Annotated in this window: 13 protein-coding genes (1 of these 13 only partly in view); 3 read left to right on the plus strand and 10 right to left on the minus strand. The window is 50.5% G+C overall.

Annotated elements, in window-relative coordinates:
• The 6 genes from QVO99_RS09810 to QVO99_RS09835 form a co-directional block, all read right to left on the minus strand.
• On the minus strand, window positions 1–602 hold the 5' portion of the coding sequence (locus tag QVO99_RS09810; protein WP_022317436.1) for a transporter. The gene continues 385 nt to the left of window position 1, outside the view; only the first 602 of its 987 coding nucleotides appear in the window; the start codon lies at window positions 600–602; its stop codon lies beyond the left edge, outside the window.
• A gap of 1,541 nt (window positions 603–2,143) precedes the next feature.
• Window positions 2,144–3,580 (minus strand): chromosomal replication initiator protein DnaA, encoded by a 1,437-nt coding sequence (dnaA, locus tag QVO99_RS09815; RefSeq protein WP_022317439.1) that lies wholly within the window; start codon window positions 3,578–3,580, stop codon window positions 2,144–2,146.
• Window positions 3,581–3,943: 363 nt separating this feature from the next.
• Window positions 3,944–4,846 (minus strand): MlaD family protein, encoded by a 903-nt coding sequence (locus tag QVO99_RS09820; RefSeq protein WP_022317440.1) that lies wholly within the window; start codon window positions 4,844–4,846, stop codon window positions 3,944–3,946.
• A gap of 93 nt (window positions 4,847–4,939) precedes the next feature.
• Window positions 4,940–6,223 (minus strand): N-acetylmuramoyl-L-alanine amidase family protein, encoded by a 1,284-nt coding sequence (locus tag QVO99_RS09825; RefSeq protein ID WP_022317441.1) that lies wholly within the window; start codon window positions 6,221–6,223, stop codon window positions 4,940–4,942.
• A gap of 41 nt (window positions 6,224–6,264) precedes the next feature.
• On the minus strand, window positions 6,265–6,651 hold the full coding sequence (gene folB / locus QVO99_RS09830) for a dihydroneopterin aldolase (RefSeq protein WP_022317442.1): 387 nt from the start codon (window positions 6,649–6,651) through the stop codon (window positions 6,265–6,267).
• A 14-nt stretch (window positions 6,652–6,665) separates the two neighbouring features.
• A complete protein-coding gene (locus tag QVO99_RS09835; protein WP_022317443.1) occupies window positions 6,666–9,215 on the minus strand; it encodes an adenosylcobalamin-dependent ribonucleoside-diphosphate reductase in 2,550 nt (849 codons plus the stop codon).
• A 458-nt stretch (window positions 9,216–9,673) separates the two neighbouring features.
• Between QVO99_RS09835 and QVO99_RS09840 the strand changes: the two genes are divergently transcribed.
• Window positions 9,674–9,892 carry a hypothetical protein gene (locus tag QVO99_RS09840; RefSeq protein ID WP_022317445.1) on the plus strand — a complete coding sequence of 73 codons (219 nt, stop codon included), beginning with the start codon at window positions 9,674–9,676 and terminating at the stop codon, window positions 9,890–9,892.
• Between the two features lie 497 nt (window positions 9,893–10,389).
• On the opposite strand, the gene QVO99_RS09845 is transcribed toward QVO99_RS09840, so the two are convergent.
• Together QVO99_RS09845 and QVO99_RS09850 are read right to left on the minus strand one after the other, a co-directional pair.
• The gene (locus tag QVO99_RS09845; protein ID WP_022317446.1) at window positions 10,390–11,847 is read right to left on the minus strand and encodes an MFS transporter; all 1,458 of its coding nucleotides are present in this window, start codon (window positions 11,845–11,847) and stop codon (window positions 10,390–10,392) included.
• A 339-nt stretch (window positions 11,848–12,186) separates the two neighbouring features.
• Window positions 12,187–14,667 (minus strand): bifunctional UDP-N-acetylmuramoyl-tripeptide:D-alanyl-D-alanine ligase/alanine racemase, encoded by a 2,481-nt coding sequence (locus QVO99_RS09850; protein WP_288177157.1) that lies wholly within the window; start codon window positions 14,665–14,667, stop codon window positions 12,187–12,189.
• Window positions 14,668–14,933: 266 nt separating this feature from the next.
• Between QVO99_RS09850 and QVO99_RS09855 the strand changes: the two genes are divergently transcribed.
• Together QVO99_RS09855 and QVO99_RS09860 are read left to right on the plus strand one after the other, a co-directional pair.
• On the plus strand, window positions 14,934–16,256 hold the full coding sequence (locus QVO99_RS09855; protein ID WP_022317448.1) for a DUF2851 family protein: 1,323 nt from the start codon (window positions 14,934–14,936) through the stop codon (window positions 16,254–16,256).
• A gap of 448 nt (window positions 16,257–16,704) precedes the next feature.
• Complete coding sequence (locus QVO99_RS09860; RefSeq protein WP_022317449.1) at window positions 16,705–17,259, plus strand: outer membrane protein; 555 nt, start codon at window positions 16,705–16,707, stop codon at window positions 17,257–17,259.
• A gap of 171 nt (window positions 17,260–17,430) precedes the next feature.
• On the opposite strand, the gene QVO99_RS09865 is transcribed toward QVO99_RS09860, so the two are convergent.
• On the minus strand, window positions 17,431–19,017 hold the full coding sequence (locus tag QVO99_RS09865; protein ID WP_022317450.1) for a S41 family peptidase: 1,587 nt from the start codon (window positions 19,015–19,017) through the stop codon (window positions 17,431–17,433).
• A gap of 40 nt (window positions 19,018–19,057) precedes the next feature.
• The coding region (locus QVO99_RS09870; protein ID WP_288177158.1) for a toprim domain-containing protein at window positions 19,058–19,654 on the minus strand (597 nt) is incomplete at its 5' end.

Below are 19,654 nucleotides of genomic sequence, written 5' to 3' on the forward strand. Positions count from 1 at the left end.
CGCTTTATGGCTCCTGCCACTTTAGGCAGATAGCGCCTCGTGAGCAGGGCAAGACAGAGGGGCAGGAGCAACACCGTTACCACCCTACGCATTATCATGCCAAAGGCGAAGAGGAAGGTGATGTCGGCACTCTTCTCCACCATCGGGAAAAACAGGGGGATGATGATGCTGGTGACGATATTGGCTATCAGCGTATATACCGTGAGCGAGGCTATGCTGCCGCCTAATTTCTCTGTCACTACGGCTGCTGAGGCTGCCGTGGGACAGATGAAGCAGATGAAACATCCTTCAAGAACGAGTTTCACATCGCCTTCAACGAAACACATCATAAGGAGTACGAAGAAGGCGGAAATGGATGTGCGAATAAACTGCAACCAGAAATGCCATGCGCGTGGTCGCAGGTTGGATATGTCTATTTTGCAGAATGTGACATACAATAGGGCAAAAATGACGTATGGCACCATTTCCACCAACGCCGGCCCCATGACATCGCCCATCGGCTGCAGCAGCGGAACATCGCTGAACAACAGATACAACACGCTGCCAACCAGCATGGCACACAGTAGGGTCCACTTCTTCACAAATGACAAGACCTTGTTCATTTCAATCCTTGATTTTCTAAACGTAATGATCAAATAACCGAGTGCAAAAGTACTAAATAAAAACCAAGTGGATGAATAAGTGACGGTAAAATAATAACCTGGTATGATTTGAGTGAGTTTTCACCCTCACTAAATGGCAAGAAATATATATTCAATACGGAAATCAGACGGGATTTGGACATATCACATCCTTCCGGAATTTGTAAGAAAAATATAGCAGGAATCGTGCCCAAGTGGGGCAAGCAGCTTGCCCCTGTTGAGAAAGCACCTTGCCCATGTTGGGCAAGCAGCGTGCCCCAAAATGGTATTTTTTGTACGGAAAACGAGGACGACGGAACGGAGGATGCATAATGACAAAAATAACGTAAGTATCTCACGAAACACGGTGTGAGAATGAAGCGAAACGACGAAGGACAGGACAAACAAAAATCGGAGGTGTCTCACGACAACCCCGACTGTTGAATCTAATCTACAATATAAAAAAATTAATCTACAAAAAAATGCTCTTTTTCTTACTTAATGGTACAAATACTAAACATCAAATTCATATAATCAACAATCAAAATTTCTATCTTCAATAGTTCCTGTCCAATATTTGTGAACAGTTCTCTCTATAATCTTTTTTAATTGTCCCGTCTCCATGCATCAGTCCGACTTTTCTTTATCCATAGTCAGACTATGATCGAACGAACGGCTTTTCCGCCACTTATCCAAAGATAAGACAGCCATGAGAATATGCAGTGGTATGGAGCCTTGCCGCCGGATACGTCAAAAGAAGACCACCAGCACTAAGCAGATAATCAGCAATGCGGCGTATGGCCACACATAACGAACTATGTTACCGGAATTGGCATAACCGTTGATTGCCATTGAAGTCTTGTCAGAAGTTTTCATAACTGATTTCTTTTTTAATTTACGACACATTTATACTTCTTTAGTGGCTTCAGCCATTTTCCAGCTGCTTTTCATCTTTAAGCTTACATATTGCCTATTGGCATACTTTTGGGGAGCCAGACTCTCAGCGAGTGACCCTATGGATTCATTTTGCGAATCGCCTGCCAACTTACATATTCTTAAATCTAATTAGCGATGGCGCCTTTCAGCACCGCAGGTGATGGCTTTAGTCGATGGGGATAAACGACATTTAGTCGCACTTTTCATTTTACTGCTGCAAAATTAAGTATTTATTTCCAATCCCAAAAGCTTTTATTATTAAATATGTAACAAAAAAGGTAAAAAACAAGCGGATTTATGTAACATATTTGTAATTTTACTAATTATCACATGGCATTCAATGGGAATGTGACAACGGATGTTACAAAGAAAAATGAAATAAAAAAAGGAGAAATGCGCCTCTTGACACACTTCCCCAGTTACTTTCTTATTTATGATTGCCTATGTCCTCATCCTTTTCACGAAATGAAAAAGGATTATAGATTATTGCCTTTACCCGTATTGTCGCCTTGTCCTGACGGATGACTGCCAGCACACGATTTACCTTTTCGCTTGAGAAAGGTAGTACGCAACAATGATGTTTTATTTTACCTCTTCAGCTTGAATGAGTTCTCAATGCTCGTAATCTCGTCCATGAAGAGTTTGTCGGTGGTCATGCGCTGGTTAACCTTGGTGCAGCTGTGAATCACCGTAGAGTGGTCTCTGCCGCCGAGAAGCTTACCGATTCTCGATGCCGGCATCTTGGTGTATTTCTGTGCGAGATACATCGACACCTGACGCGCTTCCACATATTCACGCTTGCGGCTTCTGCCGTTGACNNNNTTGCGGCTTCTGCCGTTGACGGCTGCCACGGTGACGGAGAAGTGGTTGCACACGGAGTCAAGGATATCGTCGATGGTCAACGGGTTGTCGTCGATCTTGACAGCACGCTTTATCACCCGCTCTGCCAACCGCATGTCGATATTGCAGTTGTACACTACGGAGTATGCCATCAGCGAGTTTATCACTCCCTCGAGGTCTCTGACGCTGCCGTTTGCCGTTTCTGCAATGAAGCGCACCACGGTCTCCGGGATGTGCAGTCCGTCGCGCTTTATCTTGTTCTGCAGGATATCCATACATAGTTCCACGTTCGGCTTCTCCAGCTCGGCGATGAGTCCGCAGCAGAATCGGGTGAGCAGTCGGTCGCTCATTCCCTGCAGGTCTACCGGCGGACGGTCGCTCGCCAGTATGATGCGCTTGCCGTTCATGAAGAGATGGTTGAAGATATGGAAGAATGTCTCCTGTGTCTTCTGTGCCGATACCCACTCCTGTATGTCGTCCACTATCAGCATGTCGATGGTCTGATAGAAGTTGATGAAGTCGTTCACGGTGTTGTTTCTCACGGCATTGGTGTACTGCACCTGGAAGAGTCTCGCACTGATATACAGTACTCTCTTCTGAGGATAGAGCTGCTTGGTGCGCACTCCGATGGCGTTGATGAGGTGTGTCTTGCCGCATCCCGACGGTCCGTAGATGAACATCGGGTTGAACTGTGTGGTATTAGGATGCTCGGCGATAGACTGTCCCACGGATCTCGGCAGCTTGTTGCTCGCTCCTTCGATATAGTTGCTGAAGGTGAGGTGGGTGTTGAGCTGCGATGCTATCTGCTGTGGCTTGGCAGCGTCGAGCGGTGTCGGCGACTGGTTGTTGCGTGTCTGCTTCGGCTTCTGGTCGTTGATTCCGGCTGGAGGGTCGGAAGTGAGTATCTGTGCAAGATTGTTCGTCTTGTCGGTAACGACGCGATACGAAAGCTTGACATCTTTGCCGAAAGTGCGTGTAAGCACCTTTCCCAACAGATCAATGAAGTTCTCTTCCAAGTATTCGTAAACGAATGGACTCGGAACCTGCACCAACAGAGTGTTCGTCTCCTTCTTGTAAGCCTCGAACACTATTGGCTTGAACCATGTATTGAACTGCTGCGGTGAGACATTCTCTTTAATGAGCAAGAGACTCTTGTCCCATAGAGCATTGGGAGTATCGGCCATATATATACTTTCTGATAAAAAAGAATTGTCGCTATACTTGTCTTTAATTACTTGTTTTTCTGCTTTTCGCCATATCTCCATAGGGTAATATCCCGAAAAGCGTGTGCAAATTTCGCAAAAAAAATCGGATTACACAAATGGGTGTAGACTTTATTTTGCAACAAATTTGTAACGTGCTTTTATAGTGGAATTTAGAAAACGGAGAGGAAACGCGCCGCGACCTGCTGGAACAGGAAGGAGGCTGGCTTCCTCATGATTTCATCTCATAGCGACAATGAATCATGGATCGGAAACCAGCCTCCTCTCGTTATCCCCCGCAGGGGAGATTATGGTTATTCTTTCTGTCTACTTTTCCGCTATTTATCATTTATCCTTCTTTCCGAAGATGGAGAAGTGTACGTAGCGTTTCGGATGCGCCTTGAGGTCGATGAGCAGGGAATCTGCCGACTTCACTGTGGCGTTCAGGTCGTAATAGAGGTTAGGATCTCGCATTAGGAGTCCGAGGGAGCCCTGGTTGTTGTTGAGCTGATGGGTGAACTCCTGCACGTTCTGCAGCGTGGTGTTCACCTTCTGCATCGTGCCGTCTACGTCTACCTTGGCGAGCTTGCCTGTTATCACCTCCGTGTTGTCCATCACGTTGTCTGCCTTGGCGAGAAGTCCCGGCACTCGTCTGTTGAGCGTTCCGAGAAGCGTGTTGAGCTGCCTTGTAGATGTGGTGAGGTTACCGGTGACGGTCTCCACATTATGAAGCGAGTTGGCGATGGCAGGATCCTGCAGCAGCGTGTTCACGCTGCAGAGTATGGAATCGAGCTTCGGCAGCATCTTCTGCACGATAGGTATGAGGTCTTTCATCTGTCCCATCGCACCGTCGTTGATGCCTCCCACGATGGTCTCTCCCGGGTTGATGCGCTCACGCATATTGTTGGCAAGGAGCAGGTTCACCTTCACGTTGCCCATGAGGTCGCTAACTATTTCTGCGCTGCTGCCTTTAGGTATGCGCATGTCTTTGTTGATGCTTGCCTCAACGATGATATCCTTTGTCTGGCCATAGTCGTATTGGATGTTTCTCACCACACCCACCTGATAGCCGTCGGCATAGATGGGGCATGAGGAACTCAGTCCGCTGATGTCCTTGAAGGATATGTAGTATTTGCTTTCGGACGAGAAGAGGTCGATTCCCTTCAGGAAGTTCATTCCGAGAAAGAGCACTACGAGACCTACGATTGCCACGATGGCGATTTTCACTTCTTTGGTAAAATACTTCATATAGGGTCTTTTTGTTGTATATATTAATATATGTAAGGAATTACTTGTCCATCCTGTTTGCCGTCAGCCTCATCGCCTTCACCTGGCGACGGGTCAGCGCCGCTGCTTGAAGATGCGTATCGCCTCGGTGATGTTCATCTTGCTGCCGTTTCTGAATGCCACGATGAAGCATCCTGGGAATTCTGTGGCGAGCGAAGCTCTCAGACGGTTGATGGCATTGTAGTTGGTAGAGGCGCCGATGGTGTATTTGTACATTCCGCCTTCCTCATACATGTCTATTCCGTCGTATCCCTTGAAGCGCGGACTGTTCTTTGCCTCCTTCGTGGCGTTTGCCATTATCTGCACTTTGAAAACGGGAGCGTCGTCATCGTCTGCCTTTGACGTTCCGGCAGGGGCATTGACGGTTTTCGCCGCCGCCCTTCTCGGTTGGCTGGGGGCTGTCTTGGGTTTGCTTGCCGTTGTTTCAGCATTTCTTGCGGCATTGCGGTTCTTCTGCTTGTCCGTATCGTCCTGCGGAATGAGCGTCGGCAGGCTCACCTCGTCTGACTTCTGTGGCGCCACCAATGGCACGTTGACGCCGGAGTAGTTGTCATTCTTGTATTTCGCAAAGGCGTTGTATATGCCTCTGGCGATATTGTCGATGCTGGCATCATCGTTGAGCAGCCGTTCCTCGTCGGGAGTGGTGATGAAGCCAAGCTCTATCAGGCATGCCGGCATGGATGTCTCTCTCAAAACGAGGAACACGTCCTGCTTCACTCCCTTGTCGGGACGGTTTGCCGTGGAGCACACGCTTTTCTGCACGTGTTTGGCGAGTTCCACGCTTTTCGCCATATTCTTGTCGTGGATGAACTCAAACATGATGGCGCTCTCAGGAGAGTTGGGGTCGTAGCCCTCATACCGTTCCTTGTAGTCGCTCTCATAGGTGATGACAGCGTTCTCGCGCTGCGCCGCACTGAGTTTCTCGTTAGACCGCCGCATTCCCATCGTGTAGGTCTCCATTCCGCGGGCTATCCTGCCTCCGGGCAGTGCGTTGGTATGGATGGAGATGAACACGTCGGCGCGGTTCTTGTTGGCGATGTCGGCTCGCTTGTGGAGCGGCACGAAGACGTCGGTCTTTCTGGTGTATATCACTTTCACGTCGGGACAGTTATTCTCCACATAACGCCCGAAGGCGAGCGCCATCTTCAGGTTGATGTTCTTCTCGTATGAGAAACTGCCCTTTGCCCCGGCATCATGTCCTCCATGTCCAGCGTCGATGACGAGCGTGAACTGTCTTGCGGCGACGTCTGCCACCACAAGAATCATGAACGCCGCCACCAGCAGCGCACGTGTCAATGTATAACAGCTGTATTTCTTCACTTCTGCAAATTTAGTCATAAGTTTTGTCTTTGATAACAAAAATGCGGAATATTGAACATTTAGTTGTCTTTTTCGTCATTTCTCCAGTGCAACTGAACACCTGCACCCCTGCTGTCAGCCCCCATCGGAGGGTTTTCTTTGGTCACGCTGACTGTCAGTTCTTCTATCTGGGGCATCTCGCTGAGTATGCGTCTGCCTATCCTTCCTGCCACGTGTTCGATGAGTTTCGAGGGCACTGCCATCTCTTCTTTCACCATTCTGTGGATGTCGGCATAGTTCAGCGTGTCTGCCACGTCGTCGGTCTCTGTGGCACGCTGCAGCCCGCAGACCGCCTCGACGGAGACGAGAAAGTCTCCGCCGGTGAGCGTCTCTTGCGGCAACACGCCATGACGGGCGTGGAAACGCATGTCTTTGATGAATATCTTTCCTTGTGTGAGTCTCATCATGGGGCTTTTATGGATTATCCGCAACGTGATGATCCGCAGTTCTTGCAGATGAGGCATCCCTCCTGGTATACGAGTGTCTCCTGACCGCAGACCGGACATTTCTGTCCCTTTGCCTCTGTTCCGTCTACAATATATTTCTTGAGGGCTCTCTCCACTCCTATCTTCCATGTGTTGATGCTCTGGCTGTCCATCTGGAGCTGGCCCACAAGCTTTATCACGTTGGCAATAGGCATGCGGTAGCGCAACACGCCGGAGATGAGCTTGGCGTAGTTCCAGTATTCGGGGTTGAACTTCTCTGACAGTCCTTCAACGGTGGTCTTGTAGCCGCGCTTGTTCTCAAACTGGAAGTCGTAGCGTTTCTTTCCGTTTTCGTCTATCTTCTTGATGATCTTTCCCTTGTTCACGCTCTTTGGCAGCGAGATACCCTCCTCGTCGTCCTGAAGACCGGTGAATATCTCGTATGGGTATCCGTCGAGCAGACCTACGAATGCCACCCACTTCTCCTTGTTGTTCTGGAATCGCACCACGTCGCATTCCAGTTCCTTGGGGCGCACCTCTGTCACGGTAGGCGGTTCGCAGATATGCTTCTCCTCCGCTTTCTTCTTGTCTTTCTTCTCCACGGCAATCATCACTCCCGAACGTGATCCGTCGCGATACACCGTGCATCCCTTGCAGCCCGAACGCCATGCCTCCACATAGAGACGGTTTACGAGCTGCTCGTCCACGCTGTTCGGCAGGTTGATGGTCACGCTGATGCTGTGGTCCACCCATTTCTGTATCGCTCCCTGCATACGCACCTTCATGAGCCAGTCCACATCGTTTGCCGTGGCCTTATAATATGGCGATTTCTCCACGAGCTGGTCGAGTTCCTCCTGGGTGTATCGTTTCTCGGTGTCGTAGCCGTTAATCTTCATCCATGTCAGGAACTTATGGTGGAAGACGATGAATTCCTCGAACGAGTCGCCTGACTCGTCAACGAAGTCCACGTGTACGTCGGTGTCCGTAGGGTTCACCTTGCGGCGGCGCTTGTATACGGGCATGAACACCGGTTCGATGCCGCTTGTGGTCTGGGTCATCAGACTGGTTGTTCCTGTCGGGGCGATGGTGAGGCATGCGATGTTGCGGCGGCCATATTTCAGCATGTCGGCATAGAGTTCCGGCTCTGCCTCACGGATGCGGTTGATGAACGGATTGTTCTTCTCCCTCTCTGAGTCGTACACCTCGAAGGCTCCGCGCTCCTTTGCCATCACCACCGACGAACGGTAGGCGGCGAGGGCAAGCGTCTTGTGTACCTCCACTGAGAAGTCTGTCGCCTCCTGAGTGCCGTAGCGCAGGTTCATGGCAGCCAGCATGTCGCCCTCGGCAGTGATTCCCACTCCCGTGCGGCGTCCCATGGCGCTCTTGCGCTTTATCTTCTGCCAGAGATGCAGCTCTGTCTCCTTCACCACATCTGCCTGAGGGTCGCTCTTCACCTTTTCTATTATCTTGTCTATCTTCTCCATCTCCATGTCCACGATGTCGTCCATGATGCGCTGTGCCAGCGCCACGTGTTTTTTGAAGAGGTCGAAGTCGAAGTATGCCTCCGGTGTGAATGGGTTCACCACGTATGAATAGAGATTCACCGAGAGCAGTCGGCATGAGTCATACGGACAGAGCGGTATCTCTCCGCATGGGTTTGTAGACACCGTGCGGAATCCGAGGTCGGCATAGCAGTCGGGGATGCTCTCACGGAGTATGGTGTCCCAGAAGAGCACTCCCGGTTCGGCACTCTTCCATGCGTTGTGTACTATTTTCTCCCACAGTTTCTTGGCGTCTGCCTTCTTAGTCACTATCGGCGCATCGCTGTCGATAGGGAATTTCTGTGTGTATTCCTTGCCATCTATAGCGCACTGCATGAACTCGTCGTCGAGTTTCACCGACACGTTGGCTCCAGTGATCTTGCCTTCCTGCATCTTGGCGTCGATAAACGCCTCGCTGTCGGGATGCTTCACGCTGATAGAGAGCATCAGGGCTCCGCGGCGGCCGTCTTGTGCCACCTCGCGTGTGGAATTGCTGAAGCGCTCCATGAATGGCACGACACCTGTTGAGGTGAGTGCAGAGTTGTTCACCGGAGTGCCCTTCGGACGGAGCTGCGAAAGGTCGTGGCCCACTCCGCCGCGGCGTTTCATCAGCTGCACCTGCTCCTCGTCCATGAGCATCACGGCGCCATAGGAGTCAGCGTCGCCGTCGAGACCGATCACGAAGCAGTTTGAGAGCGATGCCACCTGGTGGTCGTTGCCGATGCCGGTCATCGGACTGCCTGCCGGCACGATATAGCGGAAGTGGTCGAGCAGTTCGAACACCTGCTGCTCTGTGAGCGGATTGGGATAGTGGTTTTCTATCCTCGCCACCTCACGGGCGATACGCCAGTGCATGTCTGTCGGAGTCTGTTCGAAGATATTGCCGTAACTGTCTTTCAGCGCATACTTGTTGGCCCACACTCTTGCGGCAAGTTCGTCTCCGCCAAAATATTCCATAGAGGCACGAAAGGCCTCGTCAAAGGTATAAGTCTTATTTTTTTCCATTTTTGCAATTAGGTAGAATAGTCTGTTATCAAAACTCTAATGCTCCGCTCCGAACTCCAGAAGGTTGTTCCGGCAGTATGGAGAAAACGGCGCAACGGATGCAAAGTTAATGACTTTTGCGGATATACGGAAAGAAAGATTGAGAAAGTTAATGCCACATCATTGCCATGAGGATTGTCCGCCGGAGGGCTTTCATGCCGTGTTTCCCAACGGCATTGAGACGTAGCGGAGAGGGATGACGGAAATATAAAAAACGTTAATGAAAACACGTCACCTATTTATATCGGAATTATTCATTACTTTTGCAACAGTGTAAATATGTTTCCATACACGGAAGCGCAATGCAAGCATGGAGGGACGGATGGTTCCACAAGCTGCACGAACTATTATAACTACTATTATTTCCCTCAATGTGACCTTGTCGCTGACAATGGACGGTCAAAAAAAATATTAAGTCAATGAACATAAATACTAAAGCTACCATCGGACATCACTATCACGAACACGTCCACCATCACCACCATAGGCATCATAAGGACGATGTGGAATCTTTCAAGCAGCAATCTTTGAGAGTGAGAAAGAGGCGCAAGATGATTTCCCGTGTTCTCTTCGTCACACTTTCTATTCTTGCTGCAATCATCATCATTGCATGCGTGGCAAGCAACTGGCTTTTCTGAGGTTGGTTGCGGTAGCGGCTTTTGCTCCTCCCTTGACACGAAGGTGTTGAGTCTGTCCTGGTGTTGTATGCAAGAGATTTCCCGGAAAAACAACACCGCACATCTCCTTTCCGAAAAAGAACAAGAACATTCGGCATAAAAAAAACAGCTGTAAGTCCTGAGTCTCTTTGACTCGAAGAACTTACAGCTGTTTTTTATCCCAAATCGGTCGTTAGGGCTTGCATGGATTTTGTTTTTTTGAAGGATAGATTTTGTTTGGCTTTTAATGAGTAATAGCGGGCTATTGCGAATTAAAAACAGACAAAAGACGCCTTATAAAAAGCAAAAAACTGCAAGCAGTATTTAAAATTATACATTAAACGGCCTAATGACCGTTTTGGGTTTATCCGTATGCCAGACACGTGTTGTCTTACTGCGGATTATCCCCAAACGGCCATCAGGCAGTTCATTGTAATATTCCAGAACTGCTTGCGGTCAGGAGGTTCCGCGATTTATCATCAGTCCACTACGATTGGCTTGTATTTCGGCACGAGGATCTTCATGATAACCCATCCGATGAGGTATGCCACGGCACAGATGCAGAACACGATCATGTAGCCGCCCTTCTTGCCCTCGAAGCCCATGAAGTTGAACTGTGCAGCGTTCTCGGCATAGGTGAAGAGCATACCTGAACCCTTGTTGATGAGGAACGAGCCGATACCTCCTGCCATGGCACCGATACCGGTGATTGTGGCGATTGTAGACTTAGGGAACATGTCGCCGATGGTGGAATAGAGGTTGGCTGACCATGCCTGATGGCCTGCGCCGAGAAATCCGATGATGATTGCCACCCACCATGCGCTGATTTCTCCCATTGGCTGGGCGATAAGACCGAGCAACGGGAAGCATGCGAATATCAACATGGCACGCATACGGCCGATGTATGGATTCATACCCTTCTTGTCAACGAAATATGTGGGGAGGTAACCGCCGCCGATGCTCAACACCGTAACGATGGCGTAGAGTGTGAAGATGAGGGCGATAGCCATAGGACTGTCTGAGGTGTAGCCGTAAACGTCGGAGAAGTATGCCGGAGCCCAGAAGAGGAAGAACCACCATACGCCGTCGGTCATGAACTTGCCCACGATAAACGACCATGTCTGTGGGAAGGTGAAGCACTTGAGGAATCCGATTGTCTTCTCCTCAGTGTGTCCCTCTTCTGACTCGGCGGCAGCTTTCTCCTCTTCCTCGTCCTGCTCGATGTATGAAAGCTCGGCAGTGTTGGTGAACTTGCTCTTGCGTGGTTTGTCATAGAGCCATATCCAGAGGCCCATCCATATATAACCGAGCACACCGATCACCACGAATGCCATCTCCCAGCCCCAGGCGTTGGCGAGCAACGGAATGGTGGCAGGTGCGGCGAGGGCTCCTACTGAAGCTCCGCTGTTGAAGATTGAAGTGGCGAAAGCGCGGTCTTTCTTTGGGAAGTATTCTGCCGTAACCTTCACGGCAGCAGGGAAGTTGCCTGCCTCACCGGCTGCCAGCACGAGGCGGCATGAGAGGAAGAGCCATACGCTGACGGTGGCGATTGCCACGGCAGCATCGGAACCTGCCTGCACAAGACGCAGGGCTTCTATAGAGTCGTATCCCTCGATGAGCATAGCTGCCTCACCGCAGAGGGCGTGGAGAACGGCACCTGTAGACCATACGAAGATGGCGATGAGGTAGCCCTTCTTTGTTCCCATCCAGTCTACGAACTTACCTGCGAAGAGGTTGCATACAGCGTAGAAGATTGAGAACCAACCGGTTATCGTTCCGTAATCATCGTCGGTCCAGTGGAATTCTGGAGCGATAAAGTCTTTCCATGTCAGCGACAGAACCTGACGGTCCATGTAGTTGACAGTAGTTGCCAAAAACAGCAAAGCACAAATCACCCAACGGAAGTTGGACATCTTAGTAGTTTGTATTGAAGCCATTTGTTTTAATATAAGATTAATATTGTTTGTTCTAGTCTGCAAAGATAGCGTTTTTTTCTTCTTTCCGCAAAAAAATCAATAAAAAAGAAAACAAACAGTATTAATCCGTAATCATCGCATCAATTTGTTTCTCCTTTCCCTGTTCCAAAAAGAAATGAGAATCGCCTGACACTGATAAAAAGAAAATCCGCCAGCATTCGCATTGTGAATCGGAATGCTGACGGAAGCAACAAAGTTTTGTCTTTATGTTATCTGTTCATGTATTTCTTGCCATCCTTTATGGCAACCGTATTGCCTGACTGTGAGAATACAGGCGAAATGACCGTTAGGGGTAAGATATCAATCCTGGTAGTACACCCTTTTCACGCGGTCTGACACACTGGTGAGCACCTCGTATGGGATGGTGTCGAGTACATCGGAGAGAACTGTCACTGGCAGATGGTCGCCGAAGATTTCCACTGTGTCACCCTCCTTGCACGGTATGCCAGTGACGTCGATCATCGCCACGTCCATGCAGATGTTGCCAACATAAGGAGCCTTCTGTCCGTTCACCAGACAGTAGCAGTTGCCACGGCCCAGGTGGCGGTTCAGTCCGTCGGCATATCCTATCGGAATGGCTGCGATGCGGCTGTCGCGCGTCAGGTGCCCCTTGCGGCTATAGCCCACTGTCTCCTCCTTCGGCACATCACGCAATTGCAGGATGGTGGTTTTCAGAGTGCTCACATTGTTCAGTATATGGTTGTCGCGACTGTCGATGCCATATAGTCCGAGACCGAGACGACACATATCAAGCTGGCGTTCTGGGAAGTGTTCGATGCCGGCAGAGTTGCAGATATGGCGCAGGATCTTGTGGGGAAACGCTGCCTGAAGCTTGCTGCTCGCCTCATCGAAGAGGTCGAACTGCATCTTTGAGAAATTGTCGAAGTCGTCACTGTCGGAACCCACGAAATGCGAGAACACTGAACGGGGGATGATGGCGTTCTGCGACTGCAGACGATGTATCAGTTCGTCAATGTCGGTCTTGGGGTTGAAGCCGAGACGGTGCATTCCGGTGTCGAGCTTGATGTGTACGGGGTAGCCCGTGATTCCCTCGCGCCGGGCAGCCTTGACAAGGGCGTCGAGCAGACGGAAACTGTAGACCTCAGGTTCGAGGTCATAGTCGAACATCGTCTTGAATGCCGTCATCTCCGGATTCATTATCATGATATTGCTCGTGATTCCGTTTTTGCGGAGCGTCACTCCCTCGTCGGCAACGGCAACGGCGAGATAGTCCACACGGTGGTCCTGCAATGTCTTTGCCACCTCCACCGCTCCACTGCCATAGGCATTTGCCTTAACCATGCATACGAGCTTGGTCTCGGGCTTCATATAAGAGCGGTAGTAGTTGAGATTGTCTACCACTGCCTGGAGGTTCACCTCAAGGATGGTTTCATGCACCTTCTGCTCCAGGAGTTCGCTGATGCCGTCGAAACCGAAGGCGCGCGCTCCCTTTATGAGTATCACCTCATCGCGGAGTGTGCTGAAGACGGGACTCTTGATGAAGGTCTGACTGTCGGGGAAGAAGTATTTCTCCCCCACCCCGATTCTGTCTGCCTCTGCCATGAGGTCGGGACCCACACCGATGAATTTCTCCACTCCCCTCTTGACGCATAGTTCTGACACCTCTGCATAAAGCTGGTCGCGCGTCATTCCGCTCTGCAGGATGTCGCTGAGAATCAGTGTGCGGCGACGGCCCTTATGGTCGGGACGGCGACTGATGAAGTCGAGGGCTATGTCGAGAGAGTTGATGTCGGAATTGTAGGAATCGTTGATGAGCGTGCAGCCATGCTGGCCCTGCTTCACCTCCAGTCGCATGGCGACAGCCTCCAGCTTCGGCATTCTCCCGGCGATGTCGGCGGCAGAAATACCGAGCGATAGGCATACGGCGCAGCAGGTGATGGAATTCTCGATGGATGCCTCGTCGATGAAAGGCAGGGTGTACTGACATTCCCCGCCAACCTTATTATATATATAGGTAACGGTGGTGGAGGTCTCGCCCTTCTCCACATTCTTTATATATAGCGGAGCATTGGCGTCGGCAACCGACCACCACAGGTGGTCGCCCTTGAACGACCTTTCGCCCACTCGGCTGGCTATCTCCTTGCTGTCGCCGGGATATACTATCACGCTGGCGTCGCGGAAGAGGTCGAGCTTCTCGTCCACCTTGGCTTCCACCGAAGGAAAGTTCTCCTGATGGGCACTGCCGATATTGGTTATCACGCCGATGGTGGGCTGTATGATGTTGCGCAGTGCCTGCATCTCGCCGGGCTGGCTGATGCCTGCCTCGAATACTCCCACCTGTGACTGCTCGCCGAGCAGCCAGACGGAGAGCGGAACGCCAATCTGGGAATTGTAGCTACGAGGACTGCGCGTGACGCTGAGCGACGGAGAGAGCAACTGATAGAGCCACTCCTTGACAATGGTCTTGCCGTTGCTGCCCGTTACGCCCACGACGGGGATGTTGAACTCGTCGCGATGGCGCTCGGCAAGGCGCTGCAGCGCTTCGAGCGGACTGATTACCTTGAGGAAATTGGAACCTGGATAAGTGGTGGCATAGTCTTGTGGCAATGCGTCCACAACAAAGTTTCTCACTCCTCGACGATAAAGGTCGGGTATGAACTCATGGCCATTGCGACGGCCGGACTTGAGGGCAAAGAACAACGTTTCCTCAGGGAAACAGAGGGAACGGCTGTCAGTGAGCAGAAAGCCGATGTTGGCGGCTTGGTCTCCATATCTACGCGCCCCTATCAATGTCGTTACTTTTTCAATTGAATAAGTCATTGCTGTTGATTCTTGATTAAAACGACAACGGGCCAAAATGGCATGACCACTGGCCCATGCTTGTTATATTTGCAATTTGTATTTGCAAATATACGGATATTTTTCAGAACACGCATGATTTGTGGAATTTATCTCGCCGGGAGACAAAAAAAACTGATTTTTGCTATGGGATGACGACATTTCAATGATTTTTGTTATCTTCGCAGGTGATTATAAATCCCAAGCCAGTCATGACGACATGACTTGACAGCAAACAGAGAAACACGATGGAAATTCTTCTTCATTATATTTGGCGCCACAGGATGTATCCGCTACACCGGATGACCACGAACAAGGGAGAGACGGTGGAGGTGATTGACCCGGGACTCCACAACCGCAACGCCGGACCTGACTTCTTCAATGCGAAAATAAAGGTGGACGGGATGCTGTGGGTTGGCAATGTGGAGATTCACGACAAGGCGTCTGACTGGTTTCTGCATGGCCACGACAAGGACGAGGCATACGACAACGTGATTCTTCACGTGGTGGGCGAAGACGACATGCCGGTGAGAAGCAGCCGGGGCGAAACGATGCGACAGATGCAGATGGACGTGCCGGAACATGTGACGGCAAACTACTCCAGACTGCTGAGAGAGGACCGCTTCCCGCCTTGCCACGAAGTGATAGGACAGTTGCAGAAACTGACTGTACACAGCTGGATGAGCGCTCTGCAGACGGAACGCCTGGAGCAGAAGACGGAGGCGATAAGCAGGAGAGTGAAGGAGAGAAACGGATCGTGGGAAGACGCATACTTCATGACGCTCGCACGCAACTTCGGCTTCGGAGTGAACGGCGAGGCTTTTGAGAAATGGGCTGCCACGCTGTCGCTGCAGAGTGTGGCCCACCACCGCGACGACATATTCCAGATAGAGGCGATATTCCTGGGACAGGCTGGACTGCTCGACGAACAGGCTATTCCGCAGCGACACCGCGAAGAGGCGGCAAACGACATTTATCTGACCAAGCTGAGACGGGAATACTCATATCTGAACCACAAATTCCACCTGGAACAGATGTCGGCGACGGAATGGAAATTCCTGAGACTCCGTCCGCAGAACTTCCCTAACATCAGGATTTCACAGCTCGCAAACCTCTATTACAACCGGCGCTCAAATCTGAGTCAACTGATAGAATGTCGCAGCGTCGACGAGATGTCAGACCTGTTTGCCACCCACGTCACACCATATTGGGAGACCCACTACTCCTTCGGGGCGGAAGGCAAGAAGTCGGCAAAGCAGCTGTCAAAGCAGTCTGTCAGAGTGCTCATCCTCAACACCGCCATCCCTATCCTCTTTGCCTACGGCAGACACAAGGGCGACGAGACGCTCACCGACCGCGCCTTCCGGCTGCTCGAAGAACTGAAGGCTGAGGACAACAGCATCATAAGGATGTGGAAGGAATGCGGACTGGAGATAGAGACCGCCGCCGACAGCCAGGCCATCGTGCAACTGAAAAAGGAATACTGCGACCGCCGCGACTGTCTGCGCTGCCGTTTCGGCTACGAATACATAAAACGCAACGGATGGTTCGTGAAAGAAGAAAAAGGATAGGAGCGGCTGCAATCAGTAAACATTTTGTCAAGCGACATCCTACTGACTACAATAAAAAGTCACTGGCAGGAGTAATATATAATGAGGTAATCAGACAAGCGGATTGTTCACTTATTCCGTATTAGTCTTTAAAAATTCCTAATGCATGGCATTTTTATAGATAAAACGTTGGTATTTAGAACACAAATGTCTTTCTTTGCATCAGCAAATAACACTTTGCAATTCGTCAAAGAGACAAATTGAGGTTCGCAAAAGGAGCGGAATATGGTTCGTTAAAGTAATTCGATGCTGTTAGTAAAACGGACAAAGCAAGACAACAGGAGGTCAAGTAAATACGAATTAAAGAGCTAAATCGACACGAGCTGAAGAGCTAAGTCAATACGGGCTGAAGTGTAAAATCAAGGAACAAAGACAACAACAATATTTATAACCAAAAAGGAAAGAAAACATGAGAAAGATTTTTATGACTTTGGTAGCACTTGTCATGACAGTGGCTGCCAACGCACAGGTTTTTGTAGGTGGTGAAGTTGGTTTCTGGCGTAACTACGAAGACAACCATACATCATTCACAGTTGCTCCTCAGGTGGGCTACAACATCACAAACAAGTGGGCAATCGGCTTGGAGTTCGACTACGACTACAACTATTATGACGGACTGAAGGTAAATGGTGTTGGCGCTGCTCCATTCGCACGCTACACAGCAGCCAAGGCAGGTCCTGTTTCATTCCTTCTGGATGCAGGTTTCGCTATCAACACTTACAAGGCTAAGTATGACGGCAATGAAAGCGACAGCTACAATGCATGGCAGATTGGTGTGACACCAGGTGTGAAGGTCAGCCTCACAAAGAGCGTTGACTTCATCGCTGCTCTCGGTTTCCTGGGCTACCGCGACAACGATGACCCTGACTTCAAGGGTGTGGGCGGTCATCCTTACGGAGAGAAAGGTTTCGGTTTCCACTTCAACACTAACGATCTGAAGTTCGGCGTTATCTACAACTTCTAATCCTCGTCTCTGACGATGGTGGCATTCAGAATGTATTCCAACTGACATCTGTTGTTATCCCATCATAGTCTTTGGATATCAGAAACGGAAATCGCCATAGAGCAAATATAGCAATGGCTGTATCATCAAGGCTTGATGATACAGCCATTGTTGCGTTTGTGATAATTGTCACTACATCTTCTCTATCGTTTCCAGTCCTTTCTTCACGATGTCGCTCGTCTCGTTGACAATCTGGAAATATTCGTCCATATCCCAGATGTCGCGCGCCACAAGAGCCTTCACCTGAGTGGCAAGGCGGGGCAAGGTGAGCTTCAGTTCCTCGTTGTCTTTCGGCTTCACATCCTTCTTCTCTCCTCTCTCCCTGATGTCGGCAATAAGCGACTCCGGAACCTGGTATTCTGCCTCAAACTTACTGAAATCCGTGTATTTGCGCTTTAGCGACTTCCTGTTGTTGTCGATGAAGCGGAGCACGGCGTCGGTCACCATTCCCTTTGCCACGAGCTGACGGTGATACTTGGTGTATGTCATCGTGTCGAGAGGCACAAAATAGTCTGGCATGATTCCTCCACCGCCATATACCACACGGTGTTTGCGCAGGGTGTAGAACTTCAGCGAGTCGGCGAAGTGTATGCTGTCGGCATTCATCAGCTCGCCATGCTTCAGTCGCTTGTCCAGTTCCATGGCATAGTCTTTCTGGTCGCCCTTCTTGTATGGCTTCTGTATGCAGCGGCCTGTAGGAGTGTAGTAATGGGCGATGGTGAGGCGTATCATCGAACCGTCGGGCATGTCGAAGGGTCTCTGCACGAGTCCCTTACCGAAGGTGCGTCTGCCCACCACCATACCTCGGTCGTTGTCCTGCATGGCTCCCGACACGATCTCGGATGCCGATGCCGTGAACTCATTCACGAGCACCACCACCTTGCCGTCGAGCAGCTTGCCTGACCCGTTGGCACGATAGTCCATTCTCGAGGATTTCAGTCCGTTGGCATATACTATGATGTCGTCTTTGGGCAGGAATTCGTTGGCTATCTTCACCGCCGCCTGCAGATATCCGCCGCCATTGTCCTGCAAGTCGAGAATGAGGTCTTTCATTCCCGCAGCCTTCAGTTTGTTTACGGCAGTCATGAACTCATCGTATGTAGTGGCTCCGAAACTGCCGATGCGTATGTATCCCACTCCCGGACGGATGATATACGATGCGTCGAGGCTCTTCACCGGAATCTTGTCACGCTTCACGTTGAAGGTCAGCGTGTCTGCCACTTCGCGCCTCACCACAGAGAGTTTCACCATAGTGCCCTTCGGTCCGCGCAGCCTCATCATAATCTGGTCGCGCGGCATCTTCACTCCTGATATCGCCGTGTCGTTTACTGCCACGATGCGGTCGCCGGCCACGATGCCTGCCTTCTGCGACGGTCCTTTGGCAATGGTCTGGATTACGAGCAGAGTATCTTCCACCATGTTGAACTGCACTCCGATGCCGTCGAAGTTTCCCTGCAGCGACTCGTTCATCTGCTTCGTCTCCTTCGGTGTGGTGTATGAGGAGTGCGGATCGAGCTTGTCGAGCATTCCTCTGATGGCGTCCTCCACGAGTTTGTTCTCGTCTACGGAGTCTACATAGAAATTGGTGACGAGCATCTCGGCGAGCTGCAATTTACGCATCGGACTGTCTTTGTCCATCCTCACCTGGAACTGTGCCGAAGCCCCGATGGCAAACATTGCCATGGCGAGGCATATCAAGCAATAAATGTTTCTTTTCATTGTATTTCGCTTTAGTCTGTCATGTTTCTCTACCATACCGTTATTCTTCTTCCTCCGGTCTGTCTTCTTCTATCACGAGGTTGTCTATGATGAAGTTCTGACGCTCCGGTGTGTTCTTTCCCATATAATATTGCAGGAGCTTATGCACCTGGTCCGTCTTGTGCAGCGTGACCTGTTCGAGGCGCATCTCGGGTCCGATGAAGTTCTTGAACTCGTCGGGACTGATCTCTCCGAGTCCTTTGAATCGTGTTATCTCCGGATCTGGTCCCAGTTCCTGTATTGCGTCGAGGCGCTCCTCTTCGGTGTAGCAGTAGCGGGTCACGAAATCTCCCTTTCCCGTTGCCGTAGCCTTCACAGCCTTCGACTTTATCTTCGTCTTCTTGTTTCTCACACGGAACAGAGGTGTCTGCAACACGAACACGTGTCCCTTCTTTATCAGATCGGGGAAGAACTGCAGGAAGAACGTGATGATGAGCAGTCGGATGTGCATTCCGTCCACATCGGCATCCGTCGCCACAATCACCTTGTTGTATCTCAGCGTGTCGAGTCCGTCCTCTATGTCGAGGGCAGCCTGCAGCAGGTTGAACTCCTCGTTTTCATACACCACCTTCTTCGTCAGTCCGAAGGAGTTCAGAGG

This window comes from Prevotella sp. CAG:592 (assembly GCF_000436015.1).
GTDB classification, from domain to species: domain Bacteria; phylum Bacteroidota; class Bacteroidia; order Bacteroidales; family Bacteroidaceae; genus Prevotella; species Prevotella pectinovora.

Bases quoted from the DNA above. Each gene is read 5' to 3' on its own strand.
- QVO99_RS09820 (WP_022317440.1), bottom strand. From the start codon at position 4,846: ATGAAGTATTTTACCAAAGAAGTGAAAATCGCCATCGTGGCAATCGTA.
- QVO99_RS09855 (WP_022317448.1), top strand. From the start codon at position 14,934: ATGGAAATTCTTCTTCATTATATTTGGCGCCACAGGATGTATCCGCTA.
- QVO99_RS09850 (WP_288177157.1), bottom strand. From the start codon at position 14,667: ATGACTTATTCAATTGAAAAAGTAACGACATTGATAGGGGCGCGTAGA.
- QVO99_RS09860 (WP_022317449.1), top strand. From the start codon at position 16,705: ATGAGAAAGATTTTTATGACTTTGGTAGCACTTGTCATGACAGTGGCT.
- QVO99_RS09825 (WP_022317441.1), bottom strand. From the start codon at position 6,223: ATGACTAAATTTGCAGAAGTGAAGAAATACAGCTGTTATACATTGACA.
- folB (WP_022317442.1), bottom strand. From the start codon at position 6,651: ATGATGAGACTCACACAAGGAAAGATATTCATCAAAGACATGCGTTTC.
- QVO99_RS09835 (WP_022317443.1), bottom strand. From the start codon at position 9,215: ATGGAAAAAAATAAGACTTATACCTTTGACGAGGCCTTTCGTGCCTCT.
- QVO99_RS09845 (WP_022317446.1), bottom strand. From the start codon at position 11,847: ATGGCTTCAATACAAACTACTAAGATGTCCAACTTCCGTTGGGTGATT.
- QVO99_RS09865 (WP_022317450.1), bottom strand. From the start codon at position 19,017: ATGAAAAGAAACATTTATTGCTTGATATGCCTCGCCATGGCAATGTTT.
- QVO99_RS09840 (WP_022317445.1), top strand. From the start codon at position 9,674: ATGAACATAAATACTAAAGCTACCATCGGACATCACTATCACGAACAC.